This is a genomic window from Mesorhizobium sp. CA16 (assembly GCF_020165175.1).
Lineage (GTDB): Bacteria > Pseudomonadota > Alphaproteobacteria > Rhizobiales > Rhizobiaceae > Mesorhizobium.
Genome location: NZ_JAIUHP010000009.1, coordinates 69,149 through 88,807, shown reverse-complemented (window position 1 = coordinate 88,807; position 19,659 = coordinate 69,149). Strand labels below are relative to the sequence as shown.

The window sequence follows — 19,659 nt, the reverse complement described above, 5'->3', positions numbered from 1 at the left end:
AATTACGAAAGAGGCGGCCAACAGTCCTTACGCCGCCCTTATCTTATTCTGATCCTTTGCCTATTGCCGTTACAGGGATTGCTGCCGATGGGAATTTATTGCTTCGGCGACTTCGAACTCAATGAGGAGTCCCGCGCCCTTCGCCTCGCCGGAAGCGAGATCGAGGTGCAGCCCCTGGTCTTCGATTTCTTCGCCGTCCTGCTGCGCCATAAGGAGCGCGCCTTGAGCAAGGACGAATTGCTTGAGAGGCTGTGGCCCGACGTGACGGTGACCGAGGCTTCGCTGCAGCGCGTCGCGAGCCTTGCCCGCGGCATCCTTCGCCAGGGCGGCATGGAGACGGCGCTGCGCAACCTGCCCCGCTTCGGCTACCGGATTTGCCTCGATCAGCCGGCCGCCTTGCAAACCAGGCCGGCGCCGGCTGATGGGGGCGGCAGGCCCTCGATCCCCGGCCTGCCAATTCTGTCGGCGCGGGCTGCCGTTGCAGCGAGGAAATGGCATGACGCCGCGGCCTCTTTCACGCAGGCGGATGCCGCCGACGAGCTGCTGACGGCCGATCTCGAGGAATGGGCGCTGGCGCTGGAATGCATGGGCCGGCCGGCCGAAGCCATTCCGCTTCTGGCGCGCGCGGTGACGGCTTACGGCGTGGCCGGCGAGCGACTGCGCGCGGCTTCCCCCGCAATCACCCTCGCCAGGATCCATCTCGAGAGAGGCGAGCTTGCCGTCGCCAAGGGCTGGCACAAGCGCGCCGCGCAGTTGATCGATACCGCTTCCGACAGCAGGGAGCACGGTCTCTGGTGCTGGATGGGGGCGCGCATCATGGGCGCGGAAGCCGAGCCGGAACAGGCGCTTGCGCTGGCTGAGCAAGCCTTCGCGGTCGGCAGGCACCTCGACGATCCGGTGGTGGAGTCGCTCGGCCTTATCTATCGCGGCTTCTTCAAGCTGTGTCTCGGTGAAACCAAAGCCGGGCAGGAGGATCAGGACCTTGCCGCCGCGCTCGGCCTGTCCAGCGATGTCGACCCGATCGTCGGCGGGATCCTCTACTGCAACATTCTGTGGGCTTGCCGGAATTTCGGCGACTGGTCGCGCGCCAACCAATGGACGCTCGGCTACGAAGATTGGTGCAGGGGACACGGGCTGGAAGACCTTTCGGGCTCGTGCCGGCTGCATCGCGCCGAAGTGCTCGGCGTTCATGGCACGCTGAAGGAGGCGGAAGCGCTTGTGCGCGCGGCACTCGACCAGCTCGCACTCGACGCGCCCTGGGCGACCGGCGACGCCTTGCGCGTGCTGGGCGACATTCACCTGGCGGCCGGAGAATTCACGGAAGCCGAAACGGCCTACCGCGCATCGCACGCAGCAGGCTGGGATCCGCAGCCCGGACTTGCGCTGCTGCAACTGGAGCAAGGGCAGGCGGAGGCCGCTTTCAGCGCTCTCGAACGTTCCCTGGTGGGCAATGGCTGGCCGACCTTGCAGCGGCGAGGCATGGTCCTCGCCACGCTCGCCAAGGTGGCGGCGCGGACCAATCGGCGCGAGCGGGCGAAGGAGGTGATCGCCGAATTGGAGACCCAGCCGCAGCGCTGGCCGATGGCCTCCATCCAGGCGCTGACCGCGGAAGCCAAAGCGGAGCTTTTCATGCAGGAAGAGCGCCCCGCCGAGGCTGCCCGGGAGCTGCAGATCGCATGCTCGCACTGGAACGAGATCGGCTCGCCGATCAATGTCGCTGACGCCCGGCTGTCGCTCGCGGCGCTGCTCATCAGGATGGGCGATCGTTCCGGCGCTGAGCTGGAGCTCGGCACCGCGCTCGCGATTGCGAAGAAAGTCGACTCTTCACGGCTCATGCGGCGCTGCGACGAGCTGAAGGGCCTGATTGCCGGGGCGCAGGCGGTAGCGGCGGGCAGCGTCTAGCTCTCACTTGAGGTCTGCTCGGCGCGGTGGCATGAGAGGGAAATCTCTCTCAAAGGTCCGGCATGAGCAGCGCAAAGCAAGTCATCGTCATCGGCGCCGGCATCATCGGCGCCTCGATCGCTTGGCATCTTATGAAAGCCGGCGCGCGGGTGACGGTGGTTTCGGAAAGCGGCGCCGGCGGTGTCGCCACGCCGAATTCCTTTGCCTGGATCAATGCAAGCTGGGGCAATCCGGAAACCTATTTCCGGCTGCGCATCCGCGCCATGGCCGAATGGAAACGGCTGGCGAACGACCTGCCCGGCCTGCCGGTCGCGTGGTGCGGCGGCCTGTGCTTCGACCTGCCCGCGGACAGGCTCGAGGCCTATGCGGCCGAGCATTCGTCCTGGGGCTATGGCATCGAACGGGTCGGGCGCGAACAGGCGGCGCGCATCGAGCCCAATTTGGCAGAGCTTCCCGAGTTTGCGCTTTATGTCGCGCAGGAAGGCGTGGCCGAGCCTGTGGCGACCACGAAGGCGCTGCTGGCCGACGCCGAACGGCGCGGCGCGCGGGTCGTCACGGGAACCGTCGACAGGCTGGCGCTGGTCAACGGCAAGGTCACGGGCGTCGTCGCTTCGGGCGAGATCATCGGCGCCGACGAGGTGGTGATCGCAGCGGGCGCCGGCGCTCCGGCGATCGCCACGACTGCAGGCATCAAGCTGCCGATCGAGACCCCGCCCGGCCTGATCGTGCATTCGCGACCGCACCCAAAGCTGCTCAACGGGCTGGTGCTGGCCGACAGACTGCATATGCGCCAAACCGCCGACGGCCGTATCATCGCCGGCTCGGATTTCGGCGGCGGCGATCCGGGCGAGAATCCGGAGGCCGCCGCGCAGGTGCTGTTCGCCGCGACGAAAGCGATGCTGCGCGACGCCAGCGGGCTGGAATTCGACTTCCACACGATCGGCTACCGTCCGACGCCGGTCGACGGTTTCCCGATCGTCAGCCGCGCGGAAGGCGTCGGCGGCCTCTACGTCGCCGTCACCCATTCCGGCATCACCCTGGCGCCGGCGATAGGCCTGTTTGCGGCCGGCGAAATCCTCGACGACGAGCGCGATGCGTTGCTTGAACCCTACGCGCTGTCGCGTTTCGCTCAGTAGCCAGGAGGCCGGTGAAACCCGCCGGTGAGCGACGCAATCGCGGCTGCAATGCCGAGCAGCCGCGCTTCCGACCATTTCCTGCCGACCAATTGAAGGCCGATCGGCAAGGCGTCGCGGTCCTGCCCACAAGGGAACGCGAGCGCCGGATGGCTGGAATAGTTGAACACCGCGCCATAGGCCGGCAGCATCCAGTAGCTCTCCTCTTTGCCGTTGACCTTGAGAGGGCTGCCCGGCTTGCAGTGCGGGAAGGCCGTGGTCATGGCGACCGGGCAGAGCAAGGCATCGCAGCTGTCAAAGAACCGCTCCCAGGCAAAGATCGACCGGTCGCGGCGGGCAAGCGCGGCGAACCAGCGCGACACCGGCGTCGGCTGCTCCGGCGGTTCCGGCTGCGCGGCTTCCAACATCATGCCGATCAATGCACCGCCTTCGGACAAATCGTCGTGCAGGTCGAGCTTCGGCAATTTCGCGTTCTCCACAACCGCGCCCGCCGAGGCCAGCTTCGCGGCCAGGCTTTCGACGGCGACACGGATTTCGGTGGCAACCGGGAAGCCCGGGAAAGATTCGGCCACGGCGATGCGCAACGACTTGAGTTCGAGTTTCGGCATCGGCTCAACCGGCACGGGCGCCAGGTCGGTGTCCGCGCGGTCCGGTCCCGCAATGATCCGATAGATCAGCGCCAGATCCTCGATGTTGCGAGCAAGCGGGCCAACACATGACATCAGCCGCACGCTGCGCGGCATGCCGCCCGGATCGGGAAAGGCGCCGGCCAGCGACACGCGATGTTCAGTCGGCTTCAAGCCATAGACGCCGCAGAAAGCAGCGGGCAAGCGTATGGAATCCTGCATGTCGGTGCCGACTTCGAACGGAGTCATGCCTGTCGCTACTGCCGCGGCCGCGCCACCGCTTGAGCCGCCGGCCGTGCGCGACGGATCCCAGGGATTGCGAGTGCGCCCGAACAGCGGGTTGTCGGACTGCCAGTCGCCCAGCATAGTGGCGACGTTGGTCTTGCCGACCAGTATGGCGCCGGCTGCTTTCAGCCTTTCAACCACAGGGCTGTCCTGCCTAGCCATGTAGTCAGCAAAAGGCGGGAAGCCGGCGGTGGTCCTGATGCCCGCCGTCTCGTGCGCATCCTTCAGCGTGAACGGCACCCCATGCAGCGGACCGAGCGTGTCGCCGCGCGCCGTTGCCGCATCGGCCAGCAGGGCACGTGCCCGCGCCTGTTCGCGATCGAAGATGACGACAGCGTTGACCGCCCCGTTGTGCCGGTCGATCTGGGCAAGCTGCGCATCGAGCGCCTCGATCGCCGAAATTTTTCGCTGGGCAATGGCTGCCGCGAGCTCGGCAGTCGACGAAAACCCGATATCCATATGCACACTCCGGCTGCTTGCCGCGCTTCGCCTTGAACATGGCGGATGAGGGCGCGGCTTCAAGCCGAATTCAGCATCCGAAGCTCGCGAGCGCTTGATCGAAATTGCGCCAAGTACCGATTTCCCTCACCCTGCGAGAGCCAACTGGACGGCCGCCGGCGCGAAAGGCTTGATGCTGGTGCTGTCGCGGGTCATGGTGACGAAACTCGACTGTGGAATCTCGTGCCAGGTCCGGCCGTCGCGATCGAACGGCTCGGAAACGATGCAGCGACCTACTCCCTTGGCGAAGGCGCCGGTATAAAGCGTCGGAGCATGCTCGTCGGTGGCGTAGCGAACGGCGTGAAGCGCCCGACCGTCGCTGAACGCAGCCGTCAACTTCAGCGACGGTTCGATGCCGGCACCGCGCGCAGCCTCAAGGACGCGACTGGTGGCGCGCGACACCGCACCTTGCGGGTCCTGCGCCAGGCCTTCGCCGATCATAAGCTGAAAGAACAGTTCGGAATCCGTGCTGCCTTCGATCTGGTCGAACAACGTATCGGAGAGGGAATTCTCGAGCGCGCGACGGATCTTCTCGAAGCCGCCGATCTGGCCGTTATGCATGAACGACCAGCGGCCCGAAACGAAGGGATGGCAGTTCGCGCGGCTGGTGACGCCGCCTGTCGAGGCGCGCACATGGGCCAGGAACAGGCCGGATTTTATCTGGTGTCCAAGGCTCCTGAGATTGGTATCGGACCAGGCCGGCAGGACATCGCGGTAAAGGCCGGGTTCCGGCCGGTCACCGTACCAGGCTACGCCGAAGCCGTCGGCATTGGTCGGCGATTTCGCCTCCTTCGCGCCATGGCTCTGAACGATCAGGGAATGGGAGGGTGCGGCGATGACGTCCTCGAGGAAGATCGCATCGCCGAGATAGGCTGCCCACCTGCACATTGTTTGATCCTCTGTCGATGCGTTCTGGGCGCGCGAATGGATTCGCGATCCGTCGAGCGCCACGGATGACAGGAGGAAGCCTGGGTGTCCTTACGCCGCGCTTACGTTTTGCTGATCTCTGCCTGCATCCGGCAGCCTGGATCTTGCTTCAGCCGACCAGCGCCAGCGGGGCCGCCGCCGGCGCGAACGGCCGGATGCCGGTGCCGTCCCTCGTCATGGTGACGAAGCTCGCCGGAGGTATAGCCCGCCACTCGCCGCCGTCGCGGTCGAAGGGTTCCGAGACGATGCAATGGCCCTCGCGCTTCGCGAAGGCGCCGGTATAAAGCGTCGGCGCATGGCCGTCGGTGGCATAGCGGACGGCGTACAGCGCCTCGCCATCCGAAAAGGCCGCCGTAAGTTTCAAGGAGGGCTCGATGCCGGCCCGGCGCGAGGCTTCGATGACGCGACCGGTTGCCCGCGAGACCGCGCCCTGCGGGTCGCTCGCCAGTCCCTGGTCGATCATCAAGAGGAAAAAGAGCTCGGAATCGGTGGTGCCATCGCGCTGGTCGAAGACTTCGTCGGAGAGCGAGTTCTCCAGCGCGCGGCGGATCCTTTCGAAACCGCCGATCTGGCCGTTATGCATGAACGACCAGCGGCCCGAGACGAAGGGATGGCAGTTCATGCGGCTGGTGGCGCCGCCGGTCGAAGCGCGCACATGGGCGAGGAACAGGCCCGACTTGATCTGCCGGCAGAGGCTCTTGAGGTTGGGATCGGACCATGCCGGCAGGATGTCGCGGTAGAGTCCGGGCTCGGGCCGGTCGCCATACCAGGCCAGACCAAAGCCGTCGCCATTGGTCGGCGACTTGGCTTCCTGGGCGCAGTGGCTCTGGGCGATCAGCGAATGGCAGGGCGCGGTGATGATGTCTTCGAGGAAGACCGCTTCACCAAGATAGGCCGCCCACCGGCACATCGCTTTCCACCATCTATCAGGCGCGGTCCAGGAGAGCCTTCGGCTCCTTCACCGCATGCGAGCCCCTGTTGTGCGTGCGCTCATAGAGCTCGCGAACGATTCGGCTGGCCGTAGTCTCGAACAGAAATGGCAAGAAAGCGTGAACGAGCGCGGCGCCCGCCGCCATCGACAGGCGCGAGCAGAACCAGGCGGCGAAAGCCATATGGCCGAAATAGGTCTCGCCGACCTTCTCCGGGTGAGCCGTGAACAGTGCCGTAAACCGTGTCGTCATGGTGATCCCTCCTGCCGGGATGAGTCCCGATAATGAGTATCGTGCCATACGGCTTTGGTTCATTGGTCCCAAATGGTCCTTGCTTTTCGATGTTTTGTGGGACATTCATCCCAACATGGCGACGGAAATCGATGAGATTGATCGAAGATTGCTGGCTGAGCTGCAACGCGACGGCACGCTGTCGGTCGACCAGCTGTCGGAGCGGGTGGCGCTTTCGCGCAATGCCTGTTGGCGGCGTGTCAAGCGGCTGGAGGAAGATGGCGTCATCACCGGCCGCGTCGCGCTGGTCGATGCCGACAAGCTTGGGCTTGGGCTGTCCGTCTTCATCCTGGTCCGCACCTCCAACCATGACCCGGACTGGTTGCAGAAATTCCGCGCGGCGGTTACCGGCTTTGCCGAGATCACCGGCGTCTACCGCATGTCGGGCGACCTCGACTATGTGCTGAGGGCCCGCGTCGCCGACGTGAAGGCCTATGACCGCCTCTACCAGCGGCTGATCGCCAAAGTGGCGCTGTCGGACGTCTCGGCCTCCTTCGTCATGGAGGAGATCAAGGAGACGACCGTGGTGCCGGTGGAACTGCGCTAGATAGGCCGAGGCCTCCGCGACTTCGTCATCCACGGGCGGAGCGGGAGCGAAGCGGACGCGGAGACCCGAGGATCCATTCCGTTACCTCGATCAGAGACTGCGGCGGAGCAGAATTCTGCACCGTTGCGACGCTTTGAGGTCACGGAATGGATCCTCGGGTCTGCGCCGCGTCGCTTCGCTCCTTGCTCCGCCCGTGGATGACGAAGTGACGAGTGTTTTCGCCAATCGCCAAAGTAGACCGCGAGGCCATAGTCACGCCAGAAAGAAAGCCGTTGATAGTATGGCGGGCGAGTTGACCGAATCGCCGCACGCGCCGATAGGATCGATTTCATGCGCACGGCTGTCCATTCTTCCTCCGTCATCGGCCCCACCGTCGGTTTCGTCAGGCTTCCGCATGGCGAAGGCCTGCCTCTACCTGCCTATGAGAGCTCGGGCGCCGCCGGCATAGATTTGCGCGCCGCGGTGCCGGAGGACCGGCCGCTGCTCATCCTGCCAGGAAAACGCGCGCTGGTGCCGACCGGGCTCGTCCTGGAAATCCCGGAAGGCATGGAAGGCCAGGTGCGGCCGCGCTCGGGCCTTGCCTTCAAGCATGGGCTCACCGTCCTCAATACGCCCGGCACCGTCGACAGCGACTATCGCGGCGAGGTGAAGGTGCTGCTGGTCAATCTCGGCGACGAGGATTTCTCGGTGACGCGCGGCATGCGCATTGCCCAGATCGTTTTCGCGGCCGTGACCCAGGTTGCGGTCGAGGAAAGAGCATTGGCCGGCGGCACGGCGCGCGGCGCAGGCGGCTTCGGGTCGACCGGCACCGCTTGAATGGCAATCCCCAAGCTCGTTATTTTCGACTGCGACGGTGTCCTGGTCGACACCGAGAACCTTGCCAACAGGCGCCTCGCCGAATGGCTGACCGTCGCCGGGTTTACGACCACCTTCGAATATTGCCGCAAGAACTTCTCCGGCCGCAGCATGGCCTCGGTGCAGAAGGAGATCGAAGAGACGACCGAGGTGCGGCTCGGCGCCGACTTCGTCGAGCGCTGGAATGCCGGCCTGCCGGACCTTTTTTCAGACGGGGTCGAAGCGATCCCTTATGTGCGCGACTTCATCGATAAGGTGCGGGCCGCGGGCATCGCCTATTGCGTCGCCTCCTCGGCGCGCGTCGCGAAGATGCACATCACGCTGGGCCAGACCGGGCTGTTGCCGCTGTTCGAGCATGCGATGTTCTCGTCCACCATGGTCAGCCGAGGCAAGCCGTTCCCGGATCTCTTTCTGCATGCGGCAAGGACGATGGGCTTCGCGCCGGCCGACTGCATCGTCATCGAGGACAGCGTCGCCGGTACCCAGGCCGGCATTGCCGCCGGCATGCGGGTGTTCTCCTATTACGCCGATCCGCTCTCCGATCGCGATGGCCTGGCGGCGGCCGGCGGCATATTGTTCGACGATATGCGCGACCTTGCCGGGCTCGTGCCGATCCGCTGATCGCACCCGGCTGCGCATCGCAACGCGCCGTGCTAGCGTGAGCGCATCCGAGGGGGCGCGGCCGGTGATTTCCACCTTATGCCGTTTCATATTTGCATGCCTGCTGCTGCCATGCGTGTGCGCGGCCGCGATGGCGCAGGCCGTCAGCTTTCCGGAACTGAACAGCGCCGTTCCCGGGCACCAGGACGTCACCTATTTCGACCTCGCCAAAATGATCGTGCCCGATCTCAAGTCCGGCGGCGACGGTTTCTACACAGGCGGCGCACCGATCGAGATGCGCGACATCCTCGGCGGCGACGACGGCGGATCGCCGCCCGAGGCCGTCAACCTGCCGAATGCGGCGGTGCTGGCCATCAAGGCCGGCGGCAAGGACCGGCTGGCGATGCTTCTCGACCTCGGCCAGGCGCAGGATAGCGCCGAAGGATTTGCCGCGCTGGCGCTCTACGATCTCACCGGCAAGCCGAGGCTGCTCGACGCCGTCAATGTCGGAACCGACCGGAGCACCTATTTTCGCGATCCAGGAAAACTCCCGATCGGTGCGGGCGACGACGCGCTCATCACCATGAGCACACATTTCAATTCGAACCAGGGCTATGTCGGCACGATCCTGATCCTGGTCCGCGACGACCGCTTCGAGCCTATCGACCAGATCAACACGTTCGACGAGAATGTCTGCGCCTACAAGCGCACGCAGGACCTGTCCTTCCGGACGCTCGGCGGCGACAAACCCTACGCCGCGATCAAAGTGACGGTGACCGATGCCACCAAGCCGAGCGGCGAGAGTTGCGAGGAGCCGGCGCCCAAGGCGGTCTCGCACGACATTTCCGTCACCTATCGCTGGAATAAAGCCAGATCGCGTTACGTAAGGAATTCCGACGCTTTCGAGAAATTGTCAGCAGAAAACGCCAAACGTTTCTGAGCCGGAAGCATTCGTTTGCCCGGTTCAAGCGGCCGCTATAAATTCCCCGCACGACCCAACTCATGATTGAGGACCTGCCATGGACGACAAGGGCAAGATTTTTCGCGATCTGCACGCCTCCACCTTCGTCATGCCCAATCCCTGGGACATAGGCACGACAAAGCTTCTTTCTTCGTTCGGCTTCAAGGCGCTGGCGACGACCAGCGCCGGCTTCGCCTTCTCGCGCGGCCTGCCGGACGGCGCCGTGACCTTCGAAGCCATGATCCATCATTGCCGCGAGGTGACGGCCGCGACGGAGCTGCCGGTTTCGGCCGATCTGGAGCGCGGCAAGGGGGACAGCCCAGAACAGGCGGCCGAAACCATCTTCGCGGCCGAAGCCGCCGGTCTCGCCGGCTGCTCGATCGAGGACCACACTGGCGACCCTGGCAATCCGATCTACGATTTCTCGCTAGCGACGGAGCGCGTCGCTGCCGCCGTCGAGGCGGCCCGGGCGCTCAAGCACGATTTCGTCTTCACCGCGCGGGCCGAGAATTTCCTGTGGGGCAAGACAGACCTCGACGACACCATCAAGCGGCTTCAGGCTTTCGAGAAAGCCGGCGCGGACGTGCTCTACGCGCCGGGCATCGGCGACGTCGAAATGGTGCGCACGATCTGCTCGTCGGTAACCCGGCCGGTCAATGTGATGGCCCGACCCGGCTTCACCATTGCCGACCTTGCCACGGCCGGAGCCAAGCGTATCTCGCTCGGACCGTGGCTGACCAATTTCGCCTATGGCATGCTGGAGACCGCGGCGCGCGAAATCCAGCAGGACGGCACCTTCGGCTTCGCCCGGGCGGCGATGCCGTTCGGCAAGCTGCAGGCGCTGTTCCGCGGCGGCACCGATTAAAGCAGTTCCCGCGCCGAAACCGCCTTGTGCAGGTGCACCATCATGGCAGCCGCGAAAAGCGGCGTCAGAAGGTTGAGCAGCGGCACGGCAAGAAACATGGCGATGACCAGTCCGGCCAGGAACACCGTGCCGGCATGTTTGCGGCGCAACGCCTTGGCCTCTGGCTCGGGACGAAACCGCATGGCGGCGAATTCGAAGAATTCGCGGCCCAGCAGATAGCCGTTGACGATGAAGAACGCGGCAATGTTGATGCCCGGCACCAGCAACAGCAGCAGCGCGACGATGTTGCCAAGGACGACCACGCCGAAGAATTTGACGGCCAGCGCAAGCGAATGCAGCGCAGGCACGGCGCGGCCGGGCGGATCGTTGGGGTAGTCGGTACGTTCGACCACTTCGGCGACATCGTCGAGGAACAGGCCGGCGACGATTGCGGTCACCGGCGCGATGAGCAAGGCCAAGCCCACAGCCAGAACGATGCCGGCAATGATGCCGCCCAGCCACCCGGCCCAGGACGGCAGGCCTGGAAGCAGCGTTTGCAGCCATGGCCAGGCCAGCCATTCGAGCAGGCTCTCCAAACCGACCCAGAGCGCCAGCAGAGCGAGCAGCGTCAGCCCCAGCGTCTTTAGAAAGACGGAGCGGAATTCGGGAGAGAACAACCGGCTGGCGGCAGCGCGGGCGGCGTCGAGGATCACAGCGTCTTCAATCCCTCATTGAAAAAGACGCTTCGCAGATAAGCAGGCTGGATGCCAGGCGCAATTATTGCGCAAGCCTGGCCTGTCTGGCCGGAATGGTCATCGCCGCGACGCCGGCGACGACGAAGGCCATGCCGAGCCAGGCCGCCGGCCCGAGGCTTTCGCCGAGGAAGACGGCGCCGATGCCGACGCCGATCGGCACGCGCAGATAGGCCTGCGAGGTGGTGCCGACCGAGCCCAGCGTGTGGATGAGGCGGAAATAGATGACGAAGGCCAGCGCCGTCGAGAAGACCGACAGGCCGAGCAGGGCCAGGATCGATGCGCCCGACGGCGCAAGCGTCCATGGCCGGTCGACAACCAGGCTCAGCGGCACAAGGATGGCGGCGCCGCAAAGCATCGAACCCGCGGCGGGTATCATCGGATCGAGGCCCTTGAAGCCGCGGCCGAAGATCGCCGCGCCGGCATAGGAGACCGTCGCGATGACGATCGCAAGCTGCGCCCACAATTGATGGCCAAGCCCGCCAAGCGCCTGCGTGCCGATGATGAGACAGATGCCGACGATGCCGGCGCCGACGCCGAGCAGCTTGCGCGCCGTTACGGGCTCATGGCGCGTGATCAATGCCGTCAGCAGGAAGGTGAAGATCGGCGACGTCGAATTGAGGATGGTGGCGAGGCCGGCATCGACCGAGCGCTCGGCGGCGGCGATCAGCGTGAACGGCACGACGCTGTTGAGACAGGCCTGGAAGGTGAACCGGCGCCATACTGCCGCATCGGCCGGCATGGCAAGGCCGCGCCAGCGGATGATGATGAAGAGAATGCCTCCGGCGATCAAGGTCCGGGCGGCGATGAAGGTCACAGGCGGGATCGTCTCGACGCCGATCTTGATGAATGTGTAGGAAGCGCCCCACAGCACCGCCAGGACGCCGAGCAGCGCCAGTTCGGTGGACATTTCGCTCTTCTGGGACATTTCTGCGCCTTCTGCTGCGGGAACGATCCGCTTTGTTGTTACGCAATTGCTGACGGAATACCGCCACTCACTTTTCCTGGAATTGCTTCTAGCCCATGGCGGCGCGGAAATGTTTCGATCGCCGCGAAACCATAGCGGCGAAGGCCGCGGTCGATATGGGCCAGTTCGACACGAACGCTGCCGCAGCCGGCGCTTCGCAAACAATGGCGATTTTCGGGGTAGGCAAAGCAATGCCAAGTCGCTAGACCCGCGCCCGGCCGGCATGCCAGATAGCCGGGCAGCCCTTGGCGGAGATTTTGATGCCGGAATATGACGTGCTTTGCATCGGCAATGCCATTGTCGACATCATCGCGCAGTGCGACGAAGCTTTTCTCGAGACCAACGGCATCATCAAGGGCGCGATGAACCTCATCGACGCCAGGCGCGCCGAACTGCTCTACAGCCGCATGGGTCCGGCGATCGAGGCTTCCGGCGGCAGCGCCGGCAACACCGCGGCCGGCGTCGCCAGCCTCGGCGGACGGGCCGCTTTCTTCGGCAAGGTGTCGAACGACGCGCTGGGCGAGATCTACACCCATGACATCCACGCCCAGGGCGTGGCCTTCGATACCGCACCGCTCAAGGGCGAACCGCCGACGGCGCGCTCGATGATCTTCGTCACGCCCGACGGCGAGCGTTCGATGAACACCTATCTCGGCGCCTGCGTCGAGCTTGGCCCCGAGGATGTCGAGGCCGACAAGGCCGCCGGCGCCAAGGTGACTTATTTCGAAGGCTATCTGTGGGATCCGCCGCGCGCCAAGGAAGCCATCCGGCAGACGGCGAAGCTGGCGCATGCGGCGGGCCGCGAAGTGTCGATGACGCTGTCGGATTCCTTCTGCGTCGACCGCTACCGCGACGAGTTTCTCGAGCTGATGCGTTCGGGCACCGTCGACATCGTCTTTGCCAACAGCCACGAGATCAAGTCGCTCTACCAGACCGCCTCCTTCGAGGAGGCGCTCGCCGCCATCCGCAAGGATTGCAGAATAGCCGCCGTCACTCGTTCTGAAAAAGGTTCGGTCATCGTGCGCGGCGACGAGACCGTCGTCATCCAGGCGACGAAGATCAAGGAGCTGGTCGACACGACCGGCGCCGGCGATCTCTACGCTGCCGGCTTTCTCTACGGCTACACGACCGGCCGCAGCCTCAAGGACTGCGGCGATCTCGGCTCGCTGTCGGCCGGGCTGGTGATCCAGCAGATCGGCCCGCGCCCGCGCCAGAATCTGCGTCGCGAAGCCGAGCAAGTGGGGCTGCTTTAGAGCTGCCCAATAAGTACCGTTGCGTTACCGCCAACAGGGTCAAAACCGGCTTCTCTGTCGCGCCCCTGTCATAGAGCGCTCCTACACGCAAACTGAGGCGTACTGCGACTGACATTGCGGCACGCCAAACCAGGGGTGTGAAGATGCGTGCCAGCAACCTGCCGGGCCGCGGCGTTCGTTGCCGCCGCAGTTTTTGCTTTCCGCAATAAGAATTTCAGCATCGGCCGGCGCCTGGGAGGAGCGCGGGCCGCAAGACAGATTCATGACCAGATTCCAGAACTCGTCCGACGGGATTTCACAAGAGGCGTTGGCAGGCCTGGTCGCCGAGGCGGTGCAGCAGGCCTTGATGCAGCAGGGCGTCCTGCTTGACACCGAGGCGCTGACTTCAGCCGGCAAGATTGCCGGCCATGTGGCCGCTGCCCTTCCCTTCCTGCCATCTGAGCAGCGCCTTGCAATCGATTCCTTCAAGGGCGATTGGACCGGCCTTGCCTCCGATTTTCTGCGCGAAATTGCGAAAAAGATAGCGAACAGGGATTCGACCTTCCCCGACCGCAGCTTCGAGACCCCGCCGAAACCGGAAGCAGGAAGGCCGATTGCACCGCATATCGCCGAGCGCGCCGCGGATCTCCAGTCGATGCTGATCGAGGATTGGGCCGGCGAAGTCGCCGGCTCCACCTATCTCGAGGACAAGCTCCGTATCCCGCGGTCGACGCTGCATCGCTGGCAAAGGCGCGGCGAGGTCGTTGCGCTGCGCAAGGGCGGCCGCAAGCATGTCTTCCCATTGGCCCAGTTCGTCGACGGCAGGCCGGTTCCGGGGATCAGCGGCGTGCTTTCGGCGATCGCCAATCCGAGGCTTGCCTGGTTTTGGCTGACCCGACCCTCGCCCCAGCTCGACGGCCGCATCCCCATCGAGATGTTACGGGAAGACATGGTCGAGGACGTCATCCGCGCCGCCCGCGCGTTATCCTGACTCCTGTTGCGCGAAGTCTTTTTTTCTATGTTTCTCGGCTTCTTAGAAATTTATCCGGCAAATCGTCCGTCATAAAGCTGTAACAATCGGCACATTTGGCACATTTTTCAGGTTATCCTACGTTCCGATTGTACTTATTGTTCAGAATGTCCCATCTTTACATTTATGTGACGTGATATTTGCGCAACAAGACTTCCACAAGAGCTCAAAAAGCAGCCTTTCCGGCACAATCCCTGTTGTGTGAGGCCAACGATTAGGCCATGTCCGAGGCGAAGAAGCGGCGCCGGTGCGCGCGCTTTTTCAACGATGGGGACGGGGGTGGCAAAGCCGAACGGCACGTCAGGCCTGTCTTGAACCTTTGACTGGAGATTCAAGAAAATGAACATCAAGAGCCTTCTACTCGGCTCCGCTGCGGCTCTGATCGCAGTTTCGGGCGCCCGCGCCGCCGACGCGGTCACCGTAGCCGAGCCGGAACCGGCCGAATACGTGAAGATCTGCGACGTCTATGGCGCCGGCTATTTCTACATCCCCGGCACCGAGACCTGCCTGCGCGTCGGCGGCTACATCCGCTATGACGCCGGCTTCGGCGACGTCGGCACTTTCGACGGTGCCAAGGACATCGATCGGCAAGACGGCGGCGAAAACAAAACCTGGAGGAAAAACGCCCGTTTCAACCTGAAGACCTGGACCGGCCAGGAGACCGAACTCGGCACGTTGAAGACCTACACCGAGACCCGCTTCAACTTCGGCAATGGCGCCGGCGTGAATGGTGCTGGCTTTGCCATCGACAATCCGGCTGCCAACAAGTCGGTTACACTGAACTTCGCCTGGATCCAGCTCGGCGGCCTCCGCGTCGGTAAGGACGAAACGCCGTACGACCAGTTCATCGGCTATGCCGGCAATGTCATCCAAGACACGATCATTCCCTATGGCATTAAGGACACCAACGTCGTCAGCTACTATTTCGACGCCGGCAGCGGTTTCTCGGGCGTGATTTCGCTCGAAGAAGGCTCTGACACCACTGGCGCCACCGCCATTCATGGCACCATTGACAGCTACGTTCCCAACGTCGTCGGCGGCTTGAAGTACAAGGGCGACTGGGGCGCGATCACCGGGGTCGTCGCTTATGACAGCTCCTATGAGGAAGTTGCCGGCAAGGTTCGCCTCGACGTGAACGTCACCAAGGAACTGTCGCTGTTCATCATGGGCGGCTACGGCACCGACGACAATTTCAACGACGCCAGTTGGGCTATCCCGGCGCGTGGCCGCGGCTTCTACAAGCCGTGGGGCGGCAACTGGGCTGTCTGGGGTGGCGGCACCTACAAATTCAACGAAAAGACCGCCTTCAACCTCCAGGTTTCGGCTGACGACGCCAAGAACGCCGTCGTTGCGGCAAACGTAGCCTATACGATCGTTCCCGGCTTCACGATCACGACCGAAGTCGACTATGTCCACGACGGCAAGTTCGGCGACGCCGACGATTTCAACTGGACCAGGGCCGACAAGAAGAACAGCGTCGGCGGCATCGTTCGTTTCCAGCGTAACTTCTGATCGAACGCAAAGATCACAAAGGAAGGCCCGCGGCACCGCCGCGGGCCTTTTGCTTTGGCTCAGGCAAACGAAGCGGCAGCGCCGCTACCTCGTCAATTCCCAGCCGTATAGGCGGCGATCGCCGCCATGTTGACGATGTCTGAGTCCTTGGCATTGAGCGAGACGATCTGGACCGGCTTGTTGAGGCCGACCAGCAGCGGGCCGATGACGGTCGAGCCGCCGAGCTCCTGCAGCATCTTGGTCGAGATCGAGGCCGAGTGGAAGGCGGGCATCACGAGCACGTTGGCCGGGCCGGTCAAGCGGATGAACGGATATTGCGCCATGGCGCGCGGGTTCAGCGCCACGTCGGCGGCCATCTCGCCGTCATACTCGAAATCGACGCGGCGCTTGTCGAGGATGCGCACCGCTTCCTGCACGCGCTCGGAACGTTCGCCCTGCGGATGGCCAAAGGTGGAATAGGCGAGCATGGCAAGCCTCGGCTCGTAGCCCATGCGGCGGGCAAAACCAGCCGCCTCCTCGGCGATGTCGGCGATCTGCTCGGCGTTCGGCATGTCGTGCACGGCGGTGTCGGCGACGAGCACGGTGCGGCCGCGCGCCAGCACGATCGAGACGCCGATGACGCGGTGCCCCGGCTTGGCGTCGATGATGCGGCGCACGTCATCGAGCGCGGTGGAATAGTTGCGGGTCACACCCGTGACGATGCCATCGGCGTCGCCCAGCGCCACCATGCAGGCGGCGAAATGGTTGCGGTCGTTGTTGATCAGCCGCTGGCAGTCGCGGAACAGGAAACCCTTCCGCTGCATGCGCTCGTAAAGATAGTCGGTGTAGATGCCGTTGCGCCGCGACAGCCTGGCATTGATGATCTCGATGCCCGGCTTGTTGAGGTCGATGCCGGCATTGCGGGCATTGTCCTTGATGACGTCGTCGCGGCCGAGCAGGATCGCCGTGCCGAGCCTCTGGTTCACATAGGAGACGGCGGCGCGCATCACCTGCTCCTCCTCGCCCTCGGCAAAGACGATGCGCTTGGGCTGGCGGCGCACACGGTCGTAGATGCGCTGCAAGGTCGAGGCGATCGGGTCGCGGCGGGCGGACAGTTCCTGCGCATAGCGGTCGAGATCGAGGATCGGCTTGCGGGCGACGCCGGATTCCATCGCCGCCTTGGCCACCGCCAGCGGGATCGCCGAGATCAGGCGCGGATCGAATGGCACCGGAATGATGTAGTTGGGGCCGAATTTCGGCCGGTTGCCCTGATAGGCGGCGGCGACGTCGTCCGGCACGTCCTGGCGCGCCAGCTCGGCAAGCCCCCTGGCGGCCGCGATCTTCATCTCGTCGTTGATGGTGGTGGCGCGCACATCCAGCGCGCCGCGGAAGATATAGGGGAAGCCCAGAACATTGTTGACCTGGTTGGGGTAGTCGGAGCGGCCGGTGGCCATGATGGCGTCGGTGCGGATCTCGGCCACCTCCTCCGGCGTGATCTCCGGATCGGGATTGGCCATGGCGAAGATGATCGGGTTCTTGGCCATCGACTGCACCATGGCGGTGGTGAGCGCGCCCTTGGCGGACAGGCCAAGGAAGACGTCGGCGCCGTCCAGCGCTTCGGCCAGGCTGCGCGCCTCGGTCTTGACCGCATGCGCCGACTTCCACTGGTTCATGCCTTCGGTGCGGCCCTGGAAGACCACGCCCTTGGTGTCGCACAGGATGATGTTTTCCGGCGAAAAACCCATCGCCTTCATCAATTCGATGCAGGCGATGCCGGCGGCGCCCGCGCCGTTGCAGACCATTTTTGTGGTCTTCATGTCGCGGCCGGTGATCTCCAGCGCGTTGATCAGCCCGGCGGCCGAGATAATTGCCGTGCCATGCTGATCGTCATGGAAGACGGGAATGTCCATCAGCTCGCGCAGCCGCTGCTCGATGATGAAGCACTCGGGCGCCTTGATGTCCTCGAGATTGATGCCGCCGAAGGAAGGCCCGAGGAAGCGCACGCAATTGATGAACTCGTCGGCGTCCTCGGTCGCCACTTCGAGGTCGATCGAATCGACATCGGCGAAGCGCTTGAACAGCACCGCCTTGCCTTCCATCACCGGCTTCGAGGCCAGCGCGCCGAGATTGCCGAGACCGAGGATGGCGGTGCCGTTGGAGATGACGGCGACCATGTTGCCGCGCGCCGTATAGTCGAAGGCGCGGCTCGGATCCTCGGCGATGGCGCGCACGGGAACGGCGACGCCCGGGGAATAGGCGAGGCTCAGATCGCGTTGCGTCGCCATCGGCTTGGTGGCGACGATCTCCAGCTTGCCGGGCCGTCCCATGGCGTGGAACTCCAGCGCCTCCTCGGGGCTGACGGAGGGGCCGCTGCTTTCCGTTTTCCTGGCCATGTTGCTGACGCTTCTCCCACCATTTCGCGCTCTTGAGGCGCATTGTTTTGAATTACCCGCTTAAGGGTACACGCCGCCGCTGTAAACCGCCAAGCGATCCAGCGATTTTGTTCCTCCGTTGGCAGAGACAAGCTGTCAAATCTTGCCCGATGAGATCGCGGCAATCTCGCGCAGGTGCTCGCGTACCGGGGCCCACCGCGTCAGCCCCGAGGTGCCGGCGAACGGCCATTCGGAGAAAGGCGGATCGTTGCTTCCCATGCGCTGCTTAAGCGCCGAGAGATAGGCCATCAGTTCCAGCCGTTGCGCCCGCACCCTTTCCAGCGTGCGGCCACGAATCTCCTCGCGCGGGATGGCGCGGTCGCGAAGTCGCTCGACCGCGCGGCGGATTGCGGCCGGCTCCGGCTCGGCGATAAGGCAATAGTCCGGATCGAAATAGACATCGCGGCCGCCGATGCTCGGCGTCGAGACGATCGGCAGGCCGGCCAGCAGATACTCCATGCTGGAATACATCGCCCCTTCCACCGCCGACAGGCAGAGCCCGACCGCGGCCCGGTTGTAGACGCGGTTGACCTCGTAAGGCGGCATCCGCCCGGGCAGGCCGTCAAGGAGGGGATTGGCGATGCTGTGAAGCGGCGATTGCGCCTGCAGCCGGCGGATGAAGGCGCGGTCGCCGGCCGGCGGCAATTCGCCGATCGAGGACGTCACATGGACCAGTCTTTCGATCTCGAAGGCGAGGTGGTGCCGCTTGGTGTGCGAGATGCGGCCATTGTAGACGGCATCGTACTCGACCGGCACGTCCGGCAGCGGCCGGAAGACGTCTTCCGAAATCATCAGATTGTGATTGGAGAAGATCGCTGTGCCGCCAACGCCTGCAATCAGACGGCGCTCTTCCTCTGTGTTGCAGAGGAAGATCAGGTCATGGTGGGGGCAGACCGCGGCGAACCACGCGAGATCCTTGCGTATCTGCTCGACGACGGTGGGCCTCTCCAGCGTCCAGTTCGGCATCAGAAGGAAGGTAGCGCGCGCTGACACCATGCGCCGGCAGAGGGCAGCGAGTGCGTAAAGCGGGCGCCGGCCGCCGACAGGTATGTAGAGGATCAACGGATCGCGACTGAAGATATGGACGGGTATGTCGATGCCGCCGTCGAGGCCGGAGAGCGGCCCGCGTGTCGGCAGGATGAAGGGAAACCGTGTCCGCACCCACGCCTTGATTTTGGTTCTGGTGCGGTTGGCACGGTTGGTGGCAAGAAGCCGCACACGCCTGAGCGGCGAGCCGACCGGGCCGACCATCTCCTCGAACGTCTCGTGTCCGTCCTTCTTCATTGCCCCACTATCTTCTCCTGATCCCGAACGATCCATATGTCGGCCGCCGGCATGAGGCAACACGCCCTACGCG

18 protein-coding genes are annotated in these 19,659 nt (G+C 64.2%); 10 read left to right on the top strand and 8 right to left on the bottom strand.

Annotated features, from left to right (window positions below):
* Positions 1 to 87: 87 nt before the first annotated feature.
* A complete protein-coding gene (locus LB525_RS14690; protein ID WP_224526954.1) occupies positions 88 to 1,902 on the top strand; it encodes a winged helix-turn-helix domain-containing protein in 1,815 nt (604 codons plus the stop codon).
* Between the two features lie 62 nt (positions 1,903 to 1,964).
* Positions 1,965 to 3,038, top strand: coding sequence for an NAD(P)/FAD-dependent oxidoreductase (locus tag LB525_RS14685; RefSeq protein WP_224545141.1), 1,074 nt, complete (start codon positions 1,965 to 1,967; stop codon positions 3,036 to 3,038).
* Here the strand turns inward: LB525_RS14685 and LB525_RS14680 are convergent.
* The 4 genes from LB525_RS14680 to LB525_RS14665 all read right to left on the bottom strand — a co-directional run bounded on the left by LB525_RS14680 (position 3,032) and on the right by LB525_RS14665 (position 6,552).
* Positions 3,032 to 4,405 (bottom strand): amidase, encoded by a 1,374-nt coding sequence (locus tag LB525_RS14680; RefSeq protein WP_224545140.1) that lies wholly within the window; start codon positions 4,403 to 4,405, stop codon positions 3,032 to 3,034. The two genes, LB525_RS14685 and LB525_RS14680, sit on opposite strands and share 7 nt — an antisense overlap.
* Positions 4,406 to 4,531: 126 nt before the next feature.
* Entirely contained in the window at positions 4,532 to 5,332 is an 801-nt protein-coding gene (locus tag LB525_RS14675) for a class II glutamine amidotransferase (RefSeq protein WP_224545139.1), read from the bottom strand.
* 148 nt (positions 5,333 to 5,480) lie between these two features.
* Entirely contained in the window at positions 5,481 to 6,281 is an 801-nt protein-coding gene (locus LB525_RS14670; RefSeq protein ID WP_224545138.1) for a class II glutamine amidotransferase, read from the bottom strand.
* A gap of 16 nt (positions 6,282 to 6,297) precedes the next feature.
* The gene (locus tag LB525_RS14665) at positions 6,298 to 6,552 is read right to left on the bottom strand and encodes a DUF6356 family protein (RefSeq protein WP_040994452.1); all 255 of its coding nucleotides are present in this window, start codon (positions 6,550 to 6,552) and stop codon (positions 6,298 to 6,300) included.
* Between the two features lie 115 nt (positions 6,553 to 6,667).
* On the opposite strand from LB525_RS14665, the gene LB525_RS14660 reads away from it, so the two are divergent.
* The 5 genes from LB525_RS14660 to LB525_RS14640 all read left to right on the top strand — a co-directional run bounded on the left by LB525_RS14660 (position 6,668) and on the right by LB525_RS14640 (position 10,419).
* Complete coding sequence (locus LB525_RS14660; protein ID WP_095766090.1) at positions 6,668 to 7,138, top strand: Lrp/AsnC family transcriptional regulator; 471 nt, start codon at positions 6,668 to 6,670, stop codon at positions 7,136 to 7,138.
* A 330-nt stretch (positions 7,139 to 7,468) separates the two neighbouring features.
* Positions 7,469 to 7,954 (top strand): dUTP diphosphatase, encoded by a 486-nt coding sequence (dut, locus tag LB525_RS14655; protein ID WP_224545137.1) that lies wholly within the window; start codon positions 7,469 to 7,471, stop codon positions 7,952 to 7,954.
* On the top strand, positions 7,955 to 8,614 hold the full coding sequence (locus LB525_RS14650; RefSeq protein ID WP_224545136.1) for an HAD family hydrolase: 660 nt from the start codon (positions 7,955 to 7,957) through the stop codon (positions 8,612 to 8,614).
* 130 nt (positions 8,615 to 8,744) lie between these two features.
* Positions 8,745 to 9,533 carry a hypothetical protein gene (locus LB525_RS14645; RefSeq protein WP_224545135.1) on the top strand — a complete coding sequence of 263 codons (789 nt, stop codon included), beginning with the start codon at positions 8,745 to 8,747 and terminating at the stop codon, positions 9,531 to 9,533.
* Between the two features lie 79 nt (positions 9,534 to 9,612).
* On the top strand, positions 9,613 to 10,419 hold the full coding sequence (locus tag LB525_RS14640) for an isocitrate lyase/phosphoenolpyruvate mutase family protein (protein ID WP_224545134.1): 807 nt from the start codon (positions 9,613 to 9,615) through the stop codon (positions 10,417 to 10,419).
* Here LB525_RS14640 and LB525_RS14635 read toward each other — a convergent pair.
* Together LB525_RS14635 and LB525_RS14630 are read right to left on the bottom strand one after the other, a co-directional pair.
* Positions 10,416 to 11,111: a sulfate transporter family protein gene (locus LB525_RS14635; protein ID WP_224545133.1), complete on the bottom strand. Its 696-nt coding sequence runs from the start codon at positions 11,109 to 11,111 to the stop codon at positions 10,416 to 10,418. The two genes, LB525_RS14640 and LB525_RS14635, sit on opposite strands and share 4 nt — an antisense overlap.
* Positions 11,112 to 11,175: 64 nt before the next feature.
* Positions 11,176 to 12,060: a DMT family transporter gene (locus tag LB525_RS14630; protein ID WP_224545132.1), complete on the bottom strand. Its 885-nt coding sequence runs from the start codon at positions 12,058 to 12,060 to the stop codon at positions 11,176 to 11,178.
* Positions 12,061 to 12,377: 317 nt separating this feature from the next.
* On the opposite strand from LB525_RS14630, the gene LB525_RS14625 reads away from it, so the two are divergent.
* The 3 genes from LB525_RS14625 to LB525_RS14615 all read left to right on the top strand — a co-directional run bounded on the left by LB525_RS14625 (position 12,378) and on the right by LB525_RS14615 (position 15,891).
* The gene (locus tag LB525_RS14625; protein WP_224545131.1) at positions 12,378 to 13,370 is read left to right on the top strand and encodes an adenosine kinase; all 993 of its coding nucleotides are present in this window, start codon (positions 12,378 to 12,380) and stop codon (positions 13,368 to 13,370) included.
* Positions 13,371 to 13,632: 262 nt separating this feature from the next.
* Complete coding sequence (locus LB525_RS14620) at positions 13,633 to 14,340, top strand: antitoxin Xre/MbcA/ParS toxin-binding domain-containing protein (RefSeq protein ID WP_224545130.1); 708 nt, start codon at positions 13,633 to 13,635, stop codon at positions 14,338 to 14,340.
* Between the two features lie 378 nt (positions 14,341 to 14,718).
* Positions 14,719 to 15,891, top strand: a complete 1,173-nt coding sequence (locus tag LB525_RS14615) for a porin (RefSeq protein WP_224545129.1) — start codon at positions 14,719 to 14,721, stop codon at positions 15,889 to 15,891.
* Positions 15,892 to 15,983: 92 nt separating this feature from the next.
* On the opposite strand, the gene LB525_RS14610 is transcribed toward LB525_RS14615, so the two are convergent.
* Together LB525_RS14610 and LB525_RS14605 are read right to left on the bottom strand one after the other, a co-directional pair.
* Positions 15,984 to 18,263 (bottom strand): NADP-dependent malic enzyme, encoded by a 2,280-nt coding sequence (locus LB525_RS14610; protein ID WP_224545128.1) that lies wholly within the window; start codon positions 18,261 to 18,263, stop codon positions 15,984 to 15,986.
* A gap of 135 nt (positions 18,264 to 18,398) precedes the next feature.
* The gene (locus LB525_RS14605; protein WP_224545127.1) at positions 18,399 to 19,586 is read right to left on the bottom strand and encodes a glycosyltransferase; all 1,188 of its coding nucleotides are present in this window, start codon (positions 19,584 to 19,586) and stop codon (positions 18,399 to 18,401) included.
* Positions 19,587 to 19,659 lie beyond the last annotated feature (73 nt).

Excerpts from the sequence above, each read along its gene's own strand:
- LB525_RS14690 (WP_224526954.1), top strand. The coding sequence starts at position 88 with ATGGGAATTTATTGCTTCGGCGACTTCGAACTCAATGAGGAGTCCCGC.
- LB525_RS14685 (WP_224545141.1), top strand. The coding sequence starts at position 1,965 with ATGAGCAGCGCAAAGCAAGTCATCGTCATCGGCGCCGGCATCATCGGC.
- LB525_RS14680 (WP_224545140.1), bottom strand. The coding sequence starts at position 4,405 with ATGGATATCGGGTTTTCGTCGACTGCCGAGCTCGCGGCAGCCATTGCC.
- LB525_RS14675 (WP_224545139.1), bottom strand. The coding sequence starts at position 5,332 with ATGTGCAGGTGGGCAGCCTATCTCGGCGATGCGATCTTCCTCGAGGAC.
- LB525_RS14670 (WP_224545138.1), bottom strand. The coding sequence starts at position 6,281 with ATGTGCCGGTGGGCGGCCTATCTTGGTGAAGCGGTCTTCCTCGAAGAC.
- LB525_RS14665 (WP_040994452.1), bottom strand. The coding sequence starts at position 6,552 with ATGACGACACGGTTTACGGCACTGTTCACGGCTCACCCGGAGAAGGTC.
- LB525_RS14660 (WP_095766090.1), top strand. The coding sequence starts at position 6,668 with ATGGCGACGGAAATCGATGAGATTGATCGAAGATTGCTGGCTGAGCTG.
- dut (WP_224545137.1), top strand. The coding sequence starts at position 7,469 with ATGCGCACGGCTGTCCATTCTTCCTCCGTCATCGGCCCCACCGTCGGT.
- LB525_RS14650 (WP_224545136.1), top strand. The coding sequence starts at position 7,955 with ATGGCAATCCCCAAGCTCGTTATTTTCGACTGCGACGGTGTCCTGGTC.
- LB525_RS14645 (WP_224545135.1), top strand. The coding sequence starts at position 8,745 with ATGGCGCAGGCCGTCAGCTTTCCGGAACTGAACAGCGCCGTTCCCGGG.
- LB525_RS14640 (WP_224545134.1), top strand. The coding sequence starts at position 9,613 with ATGGACGACAAGGGCAAGATTTTTCGCGATCTGCACGCCTCCACCTTC.
- LB525_RS14630 (WP_224545132.1), bottom strand. The coding sequence starts at position 12,060 with ATGTCCACCGAACTGGCGCTGCTCGGCGTCCTGGCGGTGCTGTGGGGC.
- LB525_RS14625 (WP_224545131.1), top strand. The coding sequence starts at position 12,378 with ATGCCGGAATATGACGTGCTTTGCATCGGCAATGCCATTGTCGACATC.
- LB525_RS14620 (WP_224545130.1), top strand. The coding sequence starts at position 13,633 with ATGACCAGATTCCAGAACTCGTCCGACGGGATTTCACAAGAGGCGTTG.
- LB525_RS14615 (WP_224545129.1), top strand. The coding sequence starts at position 14,719 with ATGAACATCAAGAGCCTTCTACTCGGCTCCGCTGCGGCTCTGATCGCA.
- LB525_RS14610 (WP_224545128.1), bottom strand. The coding sequence starts at position 18,263 with ATGGCCAGGAAAACGGAAAGCAGCGGCCCCTCCGTCAGCCCCGAGGAG.
- LB525_RS14605 (WP_224545127.1), bottom strand. The coding sequence starts at position 19,586 with ATGAAGAAGGACGGACACGAGACGTTCGAGGAGATGGTCGGCCCGGTC.